Raw genomic sequence first — 12420 nt, forward strand, 5'->3', positions numbered from 1 at the left:
GGGCTGCGCATGCGATCGAGGACAAGGCTTTACTTTGCTGTCGCCGGGCGGCGGCGAATATTAAGACCCGAACAGTCGACCGTCGGGTGCCGAGCGGACCGTCAGCGCGAAACCGGGGTCAGGGTCAGCGCCTCGCTGTTGGTCTTGCACGAACCCGGTACGCGGTTGATGCAGCCCGTCGTGGTTTGCTTGATCGTCAACGTAGAGCCGTCGCCCGACGGACCGATCGTATAGGTGCCGCTGCCGGCGCCTGAGAAACCGCCCCCGGCAAGCACATATTTCACCGTCCCGCCGGAGCGCGACGTTGGCGAGTACACGAAATTCGCAGTGCCACCGGGGAACGTGCCGACGGTCTTGAACGCCTCGTTCAATTTCACCACGGTTCCGCTCACCTTGATCCGGGCGCCGCCGCCGGTGACCGTCCACGGGCCGGGGCAAAGCCTGTCCAGCACCCGTTCGGCAATCCGGGCAGCCTCGTCCACAACCGCATCGTCATCTGCAAAGCCGGTGAAGCGGTCAACAAGCTCGCCGCCGGGGTTGGTTCTGATCTCCATGGTCCAGTCGGCTTTTCCGGCGCCGAAGCTGATGCTGCCGCCAATCAGAAAGTCTGGTGCCATGGTGCCCAGCTTCTTTATCGCCGTGGCCGGGTCAGCATATTCCGACTGCTGAAATTTCTGTTCCTTGTTCACCTCGTCGATCCGCCGCCATTCGACGACCTTTCCCGCGCACCAGGCAAAGTCCTCGCCGTCGCCCAGCATGGTGACGACGTGGTGCAAGATGACCTCGCCCAGACCATTGCCAGCAGACTCCTGACCGGGATAGTTGTTGGTGGTGATTGTGCCGACCGCCAGCACCACATCGGCTTGCTGCGCTGGTGCGCTTGCCGATGACAGCAAGACAAGCAAAAGGGCACAAAGCCCCGGCACGAAATGCGACGCTAACGACCGAACTTGCACTTTGACGTGCCCCCGCACTCGGATCATGCGGTTACACTGTCTCTGTGACCTTTGATCTGTCCAACGAAATCTTGGGCGCCGGGTGGCGGGACAATTGCGCCGGCGGTGGCGCCGAGCACGGGGCAGTCATCGCCTCGCTGATCGAAGCCTGCAAGCTCAACTGCTCGCCGCGATTGACGACATCCTTAGGCACCCAAAGCATCGGCCCGAAAAGTGGATTGCGGTTTTCGGAAAAGCCGATCTAGGTGCGGAAGGTGAGCGAGATCTCGATCGCCTCGGCGTGCTGCCAAGATTGGCGCGAGGCCGATGGCGATCCCCTTAAACCTATTCTCCAGGACGCGCCTCGAACCCATTGAGTAATAAGTCATTCTCGGATCGCGACTCAAGGCGAGCCTGCGGGACTTGCGACATGTCGGTACGGGAAACGCCCATGCCGCCGCGCATGGGCGGTGCGAATGCCTGCGACCGCAGCCGTACATTGCCTGAAGCTCTGTGGCGTCAGCGTCGCGTCGAGCGCGCCAGGGGTCCGCTTGAAACCGGCGCGATCCGGAGGGGGCGGCGAGATCTCTCACGAACGCTGGTGGCAGCCGAGCGCCGGCCCGCTCCGTGGATGAACTGCATGAAGGCGGGCGGGATCTCGACCGGCCCGAGAGACTCCTGAAGGATGTCGAACTCGGCAATGGCCTCGGTCAGCATCTCGAATTCACGGTCTTCGTCGGAGCCTTTTGCGTACTGGAGCAACTGGGCGGCTCTCAAAACGGCGGCCTTGCGTTCTTCGTACGAGCAAATCAGCACGGTGTCGGCGTTCGGCATAGCCACCTCCCGTTCAGGATCCACGCTCGTACGCTAGCGACCAAAAGATGGCTTGACGAGTCCAACGAATCAGAAAGGCGAGCCAGAACGTCCCCGGGGAAGGGACTGCCGCGAACTCCGCCGCGACCGGGAGGCGAGGGCCCGCGCAAGATGCCCGGGCACCGCGGTGCGCGGCGCGTCGGGCTGCAGATCGACGATCGCGGTGTAGCCCTTGATCACGCCGCTCTCTTCCATACGGCGCAGCGGCTCCCAGCCGGCGGCCGGCGACTATGCGACCTTTTGGGCGAGCTTGAGCTTGGTCATGCGGCCGTCGCGTCGCAGGGCGGCGACGATCTTCAGGTCGATGGTATCGAGCTTCATCTTCGCTGGCCGTGCGTGCATAATGTCATGAACGATGCCTCCTAAGAACGAGACAATCATATGCTCCGTCAAGCCGCGCGGCCCCCTGACAACCGGCTTTCTCCGGCTCTGGGGAAGGCCGTCGAGTGGCGCCCGACCCTGACGAAGCAAAAGGGCGAGACCAAGCACGGCGCGCTCACCGAGCGGATCATCGCCGATATCGACGCCGGCGTTCTGAAGCCGATGGACCGGATGCCGACGCATCGCGACCTTGCCCGCAAGCTCGGCATCTCGGTGCAGACCGTCAGCCTCAGCTACAAGGAAGCCGAGCGCCTGGGCTATCTTGGCGGGGAGGTTGGACGCGGGACTTTCGTGAAGCTGCGCGTCACCGAGCAGGCGGGGCGCCTGATGCTCGACCGAAGCTCGTCCGAGGTCGTCGACCTCTCGATCGTGCGCGGGGTCTATCTCGACGCGCATGAGGCGGCCTCGCGGCAGGCACTGGCGGCCCTGGCCGAGGACGACAACGGCGCCTTCATGCGGCCTTGCCGGCCGATCGCGGGTCTCGACCGCCACCGCGAAGCCGCACGCCTCTGGCTGGGCCCGCTCGGAGTCGAGACCTCCGCCGAGCGCGTCCTGATCACCAACGGCGCCGCCCATGCGCTCTTCCTGGCTCTGGCCTGCGTGATACGCGCCGGCGACCTCGTGCTGACCGAGAATTTGACGGATCACGGCGTCATCGGCCTCGCCAATGTCCTCGGCTTCAGCCTCAAGGGCCTGCCGACCGACGAGGAGGGAATTCGCCCCGATGCGTTCGAGGCGGCTTGCCGTGCCGGCGGTGTGCGTGCGCTTGTCCTCATCCCGACCCTCAACAATCCGACGAGCCATGTCGCGGGTCCCGAGCGCCGCCACGCCATCGCCGAGATCGCGCGGCGCCATGGGGTCTTCGTCGTCGAGGACGAGGTCTACAAGCCGCTGATCCAGGAGCCGTTGCCCTCGATCACGTCCATGCTGCCCGATCTCGGTTTCTTCCTCACGAGCTTCACCAAGACGGTGCTGACCGGCCTGCGCGTCGGCTATCTGGTCGTGCCGCCGCAATACTCGATCCGCGCGACCTCGATCCTGCGTGTGACGAGCTGGAGCGGCACCTATCTGCCGGCCGAGATCGCGACGCGCTGGGTCGAGGACGGCACGGCGCAGAGGTTGCTCGCGATCCAGCGCGAGGAGGCGAGGGCACGGCAGGGCATCGTCGCGGATACGCTCGGGATTCATGTCGCGTCGAGTCATCCGCTCTCGCTCTGCGCCTGGCTCAGGGTGCCGGCCCATTGGACCGAGGATAGCCTTGTCCGCTCACTCGCCGACCGGCGCATCGCCGTGACACCGTCCGATCCCTTCGTAGCCGGCGCCGGCCATGGCGGGGGCATCCGAATCTGCCTCGGAGGGCGGTTGAGCCATGAGCTGCTGACCCGGACGCTGACGAGCGTGCGGCAGACGTTCGAGCAGCTTCCGTCGGTCTTCGACATCGGCGCCATCGGCTGAGAGCCGGGTGACCTCGGGCGGGTGGCCTTCCCCCTTCGCGATCTGCAGTTCATCCGTCATGATTGGATCATGACAATATAATAATTGACATGAATTTTTCCCCCTCGCAGCATGACAAGCGAGAGGGGCCACGGTGACAAAACCGCATCTCGCCAATGTTGCAGCAGATCGACCGGCCGAGCCGCCGGTGCCGGTCGCGTTGTCGGACATCGAGGCCGCCGCGGCGCGCATCGCCGGCAAGGTGGCGCACACGCCGCTCGTCGTTTCGCCGAGCTTGAGCCGCCTGTGCCGGCAGCCTGTCCACCTCAAACTGGAGACCCGCCAGCCGATCGGCGCGTTCAAGCTCCGCGGCGCGATGAACGCGGTGCTGGCGCTCGGGGACGACCGGCGCCGGCACGGGCTGGTGACCGCATCCACCGGCAATCATGGCCGCGCGGTCGCCTACGCCGCCCGGCAGCTCGGGCTGCGCGCCACGATCTGCATGTCGGCGCTGGTGCCGGCGAACAAGGTCGAAGCGATCCGCTCGCTCGGCGCCGAGATCCGCATTGTCGGCCGCTCGCAGGACGATGCGCAGGCTGAGGTCGAACGGCTGGTCGCCGAGCACGGACTCACCCCGATCCCGCCCTTCGACAATCCCGATGTCGTGGCGGGCCAGGGCACGATCGGCCTCGAACTGGTCGAGGACCTGTCCGAGCTCGCGCTGGTGCTGGTGCCCCTGTCGGGCGGGGGGCTTGCCGGCGGGATCGCCGCCGCGGTCAAGGCATGGCGCCCGGAGGTTCGCGTCGTCGGCATCTCGATGGAACGAGGGGCTGCCATGGCAGTTTCCGTCGCGGCCGGCCGGCCCGTCGCGGTGGTCGAAACGGAAACGCTGGCGGATTCGCTTGGCGGCGGCATCGGCCTTTCCAATCGCGTCACCTTCGCGCTGTGTCGTGACCTGCTCGACGAGATCGTGCTGCTGAGCGAGGCGGAGATCGCCGCGGGCATCCGCCACGCCGCGCGCGAGGAGGGCGAGGTCGTAGAGGGCGCCGGCGCGGTCGGTATCGCGGCGCTGCTTGCCGGCAAGGTCAGCCCGCACGGCCCGACGGCGATCATCGTCTCGGGCGGCAATATCGACGAAGCCGTACACCGGCGCATCATCTCCGGAGCCGCCGGATGAGCCGCATGCTCATCCTCACCGAAGCCGAGCTGCGCCGCGTCGTCAGGCTCGACTTGAGCGCGATCGCCTGTGTCGAGGAGGCCTTCGGGGCGCTCGCGACCAAAGCCGTCGTCATGCCGCCGATCCTGCGGCTCGACATCTCCGAACATCGCGGCGAGGTCGACGTGAAGACGGCTTATGTGCCGAGCCTCGACGGTTTCGCGATCAAGGTCAGCCCCGGCTTCTTCGACAATCCCAAACTCGGCTTGCCCAGCCTGAACGGGCTGATGATCCTGTTCAGTGCCAGGACCGGGCTGGTCGAGGCGCTGCTCTTGGACAACGGCTATCTCACCGATGTGCGGACCGCGGCCGCCGGGGCGGTCGCGGCACGCCATCTCGCCCGACCGGATGCGGCGGTCGCCGCCGTTTTCGGCGCCGGAATGCAGGCAAGGCTCCAGCTCGAAGCGCTGACACTGGTCCGCCCGATCCGCGAGGCGCGGATTTGGGCGCGCGACGCGAAAAAGGCCGACAAGGTCGCTGCCGAGCTCTCTCGGCGGCTCGGCTTCGTCGTCACCGCCGTCAGCGATCCGCAAGCCGCCGCAAGGGGCGCCGATGTCATCGTCACCACGACGCCCGCCGAACAGCCGATCCTGATGGCGGACTGGCTCGAGCCCGGCCAGCACATCACTGCAATGGGCTCCGACAGCGAACACAAGAACGAAATCGACCCCGGGATCTTCGCCCGCGCAAGCTATGTCGCCGACCGTCTCACCCAGACGCGGCGTCTCGGCGAGCTGGCCTCCGCGATCCGCGCCGGCGCCGCGACGGCCGACCAGGCCTTCGCCGAGATCGGCGAGGTGATCGCCGGCAAACGCACCGGCCGGACAAGGGCTGACGAGATCACCCTGGTGGACCTTACCGGGACCGGGGTGCAGGACACGGCGATCGCCAATCTCGCCGTCGCCCGCGCCCGCGCTGCCGGCGCCGGGCACACCATCGACACCAAAGCCGAAGCGGGAGACGCCGCGTGACCGTAATCTTGAATTTCACGCGCGAGGAATACGCCGAGCGCCTCGCCAAGACCCGTACCGCCATGGAGCGGGCCGGCGTCGAACTGATGATCGTGACCGATCCGTCAAACATGCACTGGCTCACCGGCTATGACGGCTGGTCCTTCTACGTCCACCAATGCGTGATCGTGCCGCCCTCGGGCGAGCCGATCTGGTACGGCCGCAAGCAGGATGGGAATGGCGCGAAGCGCACCGCCTATCTCGGCCACGACAACATCATCGGCTATCCCGACCACTACGTTCAATCGACCGAGCGCCATCCGATGGACCTGCTGGCGCAGATCATCGCCGAACGAGGGTGGGACAAGCTCCCGATCGCGGTCGAGATGGACAACTACTACTTCTCGGCGGCGGCCTTCGCCTCGCTGCAGACGCATCTGCCGAATGCCCGTTTCAAGGATGCTGGCGGCCTGGTGAACTGGCAGCGCGCGGTCAAGAGCCAGACCGAGCTTGACTATATGCGCAAGGCCGGCCGCATCGTCGAGCTGATGCACCAGCGCATCGTCGAGGTTGCCCGGCCCGGCATGCGCAAATGCGACCTCGTCGCCGAGATCTATGACGCCGGCATCCGCGGCACGCCCGAATTCGGCGGTGATTATCCGGCGATCGTGCCGCTGCTGCCCTCGGGAGCGGACGCGTCTGCTCCGCATCTGACCTGGGACGACAAGCCGATGCGCATCGGCGAAGGCACCTTCTTCGAGATCGCCGGTGCCTATAAGCGCTACCATTGCCCGCTGTCGCGCACCGTCTTCCTGGGCAAGCCGACGCAGGCCTTCCTCGACGCCGAGGAGGCGACGCTCGAAGGCATGGAAGCCGGGCTCGCCGCGGCAAAGCCCGGCAACACCTGCGAGGACATCGCCAACGCCTTCTTCGCGGTGCTGAAAAAATACGGGATCATCAAGGACAACCGCACCGGCTACCCGATCGGGCTGTCCTATCCGCCCGATTGGGGCGAGCGCACCATGAGCCTGCGCCCCGGCGACCGGACCGAGCTCAAGCCCGGCATGACCTTCCATTTCATGACCGGCCTCTGGCTCGAGGACATGGGGCTCGAGATCACCGAGAGCATCGCGATCACGCAGACTGGCGTCGAATGCCTGTCGAACGTGCCACGCCAGCTCTTCGTCAAGGGGTGAATCGCATGTTGACCGCCTCTCCGCGCTCCTCGCCGGTGACCCCCACGGTCGATCTGTCGGCGCGCGGCGTCCAGCATGGCCATTTGCGCCTGCCCTATAGCCGCGACGACAGCGCCTGGGGCTCGGTGATGATCCCGATCTGCGTCGTCGCGAACGGCGCTGGCCCGACGGCGCTTTTGACCGGCGCGAACCATGGCGACGAATATGAGGGTCCGGCAGCCCTGTTCGAGCTGGCGCGCACGCTCGATCCGGCAGCGGTTTCGGGCCGGGTCATCATCGTGCCGGCGCTCAACTATCCGGCCTTCCGGGCCGGGACCCGCACATCGCCGATCGACAAGGGCAATCTCAACCGCAGCTTCCCCGGCCGGCCGGATGGCAGCGTGACCGAGAAGATCGCAGACTACGTCACACGCCATCTCGTCCCGCTCGCCGACATCGTGCTCGACTACCATTCGGGCGGAAAGACGCTCGACTTCCTGCCCTATGCCGCGGCCCATGAATTGCCGGACAAGGCGCAGGAGGCGCGCTGCTTTGCGGCGGTTGCGGCCTTCTCCGCTCCCTATTCGATGAAGATGATCGAGATCGACGCCGTCGGCATGCTCGACACCACCGTCGAGGAGATGGGCAAGGTCTTCGTGACGACCGAGCTCGGCGGGGCCGGAACGGCGAGTGCCCGGACGATCGACATCGCCCGGCGCGGCGCCGGCAACCTGCTCAAGCATGCCGGCATCCTCGCCGGACCGCCCGAGATGGCACCGACCCGCTGGCTGGACATGCCCTCGGGCGACTGCTTCGCCTTCGCGCAAGATGATGGGCTCATCGTCTTCGAGCGCGATCTCGGCGATCAGGTGCGCGCCGGCGAGACGATCGCGCGACTCTACCCCGTGGGCAAAACCGGGCTCGCCCCGGCCGAGTACCGGGCCGCCATGGACGGTGTCCTCGCCGCGCGCCACGTCCCCGGGCTGATCAAGGCGGGCGACTGCCTCTCGGTCCTCGCCGTGCTGAAGGAGGCGCCGTGATCCGTTCGGCCGGGCGACCGGCCCAAACCCATCCGCCGGCGCGAAGACGCCAGAGATCCGAGGCAATCGGCATGCGGAAAAACATCAACCAGAGGAGAATGCACATGCCGTTTCTGAAAATTGCCGGGGTGTCCACTTTCGCTGTCGCTGTCGCCATCGGCCTTTCCGCCGCCGGCGCCACCAGCCTGAAGGACGTCAAGGACCAGGGCTATATCCGGGTCGCGACCGCCAATGAGGTGCCCTATTCGTATATGAAGGACGACGGCACCTCGGCCGGCATCGGGCCCGACGTGGCCAATGCCGTGCTGAAGAAGATCGGCGTCGCCGAGGCCAACTGGTCCGTCACGCCGTTCGGCACCCTGATCCCTGGCCTCAAGGCCAAGCGCTTCGATTTCGTTGCCGCCGAGCAGAACATCTCGCCGGAGCGCTGCAAGCAGGTCTCCTTCTCCGAGCCGAACTCCTCCTATGGCGAGGGCTTGCTGGTGAAGAAGGGCAATCCGAAGAAGCTCACGACCTATGCCGACATCGCCAAGGACCCGTCGCTGAAGGTCGCGGTCGTGTCCGGCGCGAACAATATCGACTTCCTGCGCGCGGTCGGTGTCAAGGACAGCCAGGTGATCTTCATCACCGCCAATGCCGATGCGCTCGCGACCGTGCAGAGCCGTGCCGACGCCTATGCCGCGACCGAGCTCACGGTCGCCTCGCTCGCCAAGGGCCAGGCCAATGTCGAGCAGGTTGCGCCCTTCACCGACCCGGTGGTCAACGGCAAGCCGGTCCGCAACTTCGGCGGCTTCGCGTTCCGGCCCGAGGACAAGGAACTGCGCGACGCCTTCAACGCCGCCCTCGTCGAATTCCGCGCGACGGACGAGTACAAGAAGATCCTCGGCAATTACGGGCTGTCCGAGGCAAGCATCAAGGCGGCGGCGGAGCGCAAGGTCGAGGACCTTTGCGCCGGCAAATGAGGCACCGGAACATGGTCCGCCGCGGTATGTGCCCCGTCGGCCACGAAACCATGCCCTGAGCTGGTGAGTTGGAGCGACGTCTTCCGTTCAGCGAGGTCCGGCTGAATCACAGGCGCGCCAGACGATGTCGTTCTGCCCGCCCGACCGGCGGGCAGAACCCTGTGCCCGTTTCGACGCTTTCGGGGAGTCCTGGATGGAGTGGCTGTCCTATCTGCCTGCGCTCTCACGCGGCGCACTCGTCACCGCGGCCATCACGCTGTCGGCGATCGCGATCGGCGCAGTCGCCGCCTTCGCTGCCGGCATCGCCCGCGTCGAGGGCGGGCGCGTGCTGGCGATGATCGCGCTCTGCTATACCGAGCTCTTCCGTGGCACCTCGCTGCTCGTCCAGCTGTTCTGGTTCTACTACGCCCTGCCGCTCGTCGGCGTCAGCTTCGAGCCCGTCGCCACGGGAATTCTCGTGCTCTCCCTCCATGTCGGCGCCTATGGCTCCGAGATTGTGCGCGGCGCGCTGCAATCGGTTTCCGCGCAGCAGCACGAAGCGGCGCGCGCGCTGAATTTCGGTCGCGTCCAGACGCTCCTCCATATCTCCCTGCCGCAGGCGCTGGTCGAGATGATGCCGGCCTTCGGCAATCTCGCCATCGAGACCTTGAAGCTGTCGTCACTGGTCTCGCTGATCTCGATCGCCGACCTCACCTTCCGCGCGCAATCGATCCGCAACCTCACCCTCGACAGCGCCGGCGTCTACAGCCTGACGCTCGTCGGATATTTCGTGATGTCGCTGGTCCTGATGCTGGTCATGCGGCTGATCGAGAAACTGGCCCGGCGCGGCGCGGCCTTTCCGCGCGCGGCCCATTCGTGAGGCGCCCGGCATGATGTACGGGTTCGAATGGGATACGACGACGCCGCTGACCTACGCATCATCGATCCTGCCTATCCTGCTCATCGGGCTCACCGTAACGCTGCAGGCGGCCGCGGCCGGCTTTGCGATCGCGCTGGTGCTCGGCCTTGGCTTCGCACTGCTGCGCCGCAGCCGTTTCGTGAGCGTGTCTTGGACCACGGCGATCGTCGTCGAATTCCTCCGCGACACGCCGTTGCTGGTGCAGCTCTTCTTCCTCTACTACGTCCTGCCGGACTACGGGGTCACATTGCCGGCCTTCCTCACCGGAGCGATCGCGCTGGGGCTGCAATATTCGGCCTATACCTCGGAGGTCTACCGCGGTGGCATCGACGCCGTGCCGCGCGGGCAATGGGAGGCGGCCACCGCGCTGAACCTGAGCCGCCTGCAGACCTACCGCGACATCGTCGTGCCGCAGATCGTGCCGCGCATCCTGCCAGCCATGGGCAACTATCTTGTTGCGATGATCAAGGAGACGCCAGTGCTCTCCGTCGTGACCGTCCTCGAGATGATGGGGCTGGCCAACATGATCGGCGAGCGCACCTTTGAATACCTGGTCCCGCTGACTCTGGTCGGCCTGATCTTCCTCCTCCTCACGCTGATCTGCTCGGCCGGCCTGCACCGGCTGCAAAAGGCGCTGCCAAAAGCAGGGATCCCGTTGCGATGACCGAATCCGTCAAGGCGCCCATCATCGAGTTCTCCAGCGTCGTCAAACGCTTCGGCGCGCTGACCGTTCTGGACGACTTCAATTTCAGCGTTGCGCAGGGCGAGAAGGTCACACTGATCGGCCCCTCCGGTTCGGGCAAGTCGACGGTGCTGCGCATCCTGATGACGCTGGAGCCCTTCCAGGAGGGGGTGCTGACGCTAGCCGGCATGCCCTATCACGAAAAGGGCGAACGCGGTCCCTTCAGGGCCTCCGACCGGCATCTGCGGCAGATCCGCAGCCATGTCGGCATGGTCTTCCAGAGCTTCAACCTGTTCCCGCATATGACTGTCCTGCGCAATGTCGTCGAGGCGCCCGTGCGGGTGCTCGGGCTGCCGCGCGGCGAGGCCGAATGCCGGGCCGTCGATCTGCTTGCCATGGTCGGTCTCGCCGACAAGAAAGACCACTATCCCGCGCAGCTCTCCGGCGGCCAGCAGCAGCGCGTCGCCATCGCCCGCGCGCTGGCCATGCGCCCGCGCGTGCTGCTCTTCGACGAGCCGACCTCCGCGCTCGATCCGCAGCTCGTCGGGGAGGTCCTCTCGGTCATCCGCGGCCTCGCCAGCGAGCATGACCTCACCATGCTGCTCGTCACCCATGAGATGCGCTTCGCCCGCGAGGTATCCGACCGGGTCTGCTTCTTCGACAAGGGCCGGATTTGCGAGCAGGGCGAACCGGAGCGCATCTTCAGTGCGCCCGAGCAGCCGCGCACGCGCGAATTCCTGGCATCGGTGCTGCGATGAAACCGATCCGAAAATCTATCGGCCCCGCCCAGATCTTCCGAGATCCCCACGGCGCGAGGCCGGTTCTTCGAAACCGGTCTCGCCAGCGTTCCCCCTAGGCTCGACATCAGCCGACGGAAGGATAGTCATGAACGCAGTGATGGGCGCAGCGAACCGGGAGCGCGAACAGGCGGGCGCCACAGCCGAGCATCCGGGCCTGTCGCGCCTCGCCGATCGCTGATTGCTGAGACAGGACGCCTATATCGACGGGCGCTGGACAGCGGCTCCCGGAGGCGACGTCTTCCCAACGGGGACGCTCGTCTCGCACGTTGCGGCGCGGGTTGCCTGGTAACCAATCGCCGTCGAAGCCACCCCGGCTTCCGGACGATCTGGGCTTTCGCCTCTGCGCAAACGGAAGGGGCAGCTAAGGGGCGGGAGCGGAAGCAGGCCGACCCAATGATAGCGCCTGCTACGGAACCACGCCTCCGCCATCGGAGCGCACCGTCCTGGGATCAATAGGTCGGAGGCGTGATGGCGCTGACGATTTCGCTCGGTTCGTTCGAGGCGTTCCGGAAGCGGTGCGGCTCCCGGCTGTCGAAATAATAACCATCGCCGGGCTGCAGGATCGATGTCCGGCCGCCGACGGTGACCTCGACCGCGCCGCGGATGACGAGGCCGCCTTCCTGGGCCGAGTGGGAGAAGGCCTCGCCCGTATCGGCGCCCGGCGCGTAGGTCTCGTGCAGCATCAGCATCGCGCGGTTGGGAAAGCCGGTTCCGATGACACGATAGGAAATGGCGTCAGCCCGGCCGATCTCCGTCATTTCAGCGGCCCGGCAGAAGGGATTTGGCGGCGAGACGGCGTGAAAGTCCAGAAAGAAGCCCGATGGCGTCGTGCCGAGCGCATCGAGCACGGCATGCAGCGTGTCGAGCGACGGGCTGATCAGGTCGCGCTCGATCAGCGAAATCGAGGAATGGGAAATGCCGGACCGCAAGGCGACGGCGCGGACGCTGAGCTGACGGCGGAGCCTTAGCTCCCTCAAACGGTCGCCGATCTTCATGGAGGGCCTCCTTCACGCGAGAGCTGCATCTGAGCCCAGCTGGTGAATATCTTCAACGCCTCCGCGGGCCCTCCTTGCC

13 protein-coding genes are annotated in these 12420 nt (G+C 66.1%); 9 read left to right on the plus strand and 4 right to left on the minus strand.

All coding sequences use genetic code 11. The features are described from left to right. Positions 1–101 precede the first annotated feature (101 nt). The 3 genes from FG93_RS22710 to FG93_RS33325 all read right to left on the minus strand — a co-directional run bounded on the left by FG93_RS22710 (position 102) and on the right by FG93_RS33325 (position 2129). Positions 102–983, minus strand: a complete 882-nt coding sequence (locus FG93_RS22710; protein WP_152579576.1) for a hypothetical protein — start codon at positions 981–983, stop codon at positions 102–104. A gap of 471 nt (positions 984–1454) precedes the next feature. Then, entirely contained in the window at positions 1455–1769 is a 315-nt protein-coding gene (locus FG93_RS22720; RefSeq protein ID WP_043238849.1) for a hypothetical protein, read from the minus strand. A 267-nt stretch (positions 1770–2036) separates the two neighbouring features. Then, entirely contained in the window at positions 2037–2129 is a 93-nt protein-coding gene (locus FG93_RS33325; RefSeq protein WP_200878144.1) for an AsnC family transcriptional regulator, read from the minus strand. Between the two features lie 60 nt (positions 2130–2189). Between FG93_RS33325 and FG93_RS22730 the strand changes: the two genes are divergently transcribed. From FG93_RS22730 to ehuA, 9 genes are all read left to right on the plus strand, one after another. Further along, entirely contained in the window at positions 2190–3644 is a 1455-nt protein-coding gene (locus tag FG93_RS22730; protein WP_052514070.1) for a PLP-dependent aminotransferase family protein, read from the plus strand. Positions 3645–3777: 133 nt separating this feature from the next. Then, positions 3778–4800 (plus strand): hydroxyectoine utilization dehydratase EutB, encoded by a 1023-nt coding sequence (gene eutB, locus FG93_RS22735; protein WP_043238851.1) that lies wholly within the window; start codon positions 3778–3780, stop codon positions 4798–4800. Next, positions 4797–5810: an ectoine utilization protein EutC gene (eutC, locus tag FG93_RS22740; RefSeq protein ID WP_043238853.1), complete on the plus strand. Its 1014-nt coding sequence runs from the start codon at positions 4797–4799 to the stop codon at positions 5808–5810. The genes eutB and eutC overlap by 4 nt, the downstream gene beginning before the upstream one ends. Further along, complete coding sequence (gene doeA / locus FG93_RS22745) at positions 5807–6985, plus strand: ectoine hydrolase DoeA (protein ID WP_043238855.1); 1179 nt, start codon at positions 5807–5809, stop codon at positions 6983–6985. The genes eutC and doeA overlap by 4 nt, the downstream gene beginning before the upstream one ends. A 5-nt stretch (positions 6986–6990) precedes the next feature. After that, positions 6991–8004, plus strand: a complete 1014-nt coding sequence (gene doeB, locus FG93_RS22750) for a N(2)-acetyl-L-2,4-diaminobutanoate deacetylase DoeB (protein WP_043238859.1) — start codon at positions 6991–6993, stop codon at positions 8002–8004. A gap of 104 nt (positions 8005–8108) precedes the next feature. After that, the gene (ehuB, locus tag FG93_RS22755; protein WP_043238862.1) at positions 8109–8966 is read left to right on the plus strand and encodes an ectoine/hydroxyectoine ABC transporter substrate-binding protein EhuB; all 858 of its coding nucleotides are present in this window, start codon (positions 8109–8111) and stop codon (positions 8964–8966) included. 193 nt (positions 8967–9159) lie between these two features. Then, a complete protein-coding gene (gene ehuC / locus FG93_RS22760) occupies positions 9160–9825 on the plus strand; it encodes an ectoine/hydroxyectoine ABC transporter permease subunit EhuC (RefSeq protein WP_043238864.1) in 666 nt (221 codons plus the stop codon). A 10-nt stretch (positions 9826–9835) separates the two neighbouring features. Further along, positions 9836–10528, plus strand: coding sequence for an ectoine/hydroxyectoine ABC transporter permease subunit EhuD (gene ehuD / locus FG93_RS22765; RefSeq protein ID WP_043238867.1), 693 nt, complete (start codon positions 9836–9838; stop codon positions 10526–10528). Continuing rightward, positions 10525–11304, plus strand: coding sequence for an ectoine/hydroxyectoine ABC transporter ATP-binding protein EhuA (ehuA, locus tag FG93_RS22770; RefSeq protein ID WP_043238870.1), 780 nt, complete (start codon positions 10525–10527; stop codon positions 11302–11304). Before ehuD ends, ehuA begins: the two co-directional genes overlap by 4 nt. 491 nt (positions 11305–11795) lie before the next feature. On the opposite strand, the gene FG93_RS22775 is transcribed toward ehuA, so the two are convergent. Beyond that, a complete protein-coding gene (locus FG93_RS22775) occupies positions 11796–12341 on the minus strand; it encodes a cupin domain-containing protein (protein ID WP_043238873.1) in 546 nt (181 codons plus the stop codon). Positions 12342–12420: the final 79 nt, after the last annotated feature.

Source organism: Allobosea sp. LC85 (assembly GCF_000735605.1).
Classification (GTDB): Bacteria; Pseudomonadota; Alphaproteobacteria; order Rhizobiales; family Beijerinckiaceae; genus Allobosea.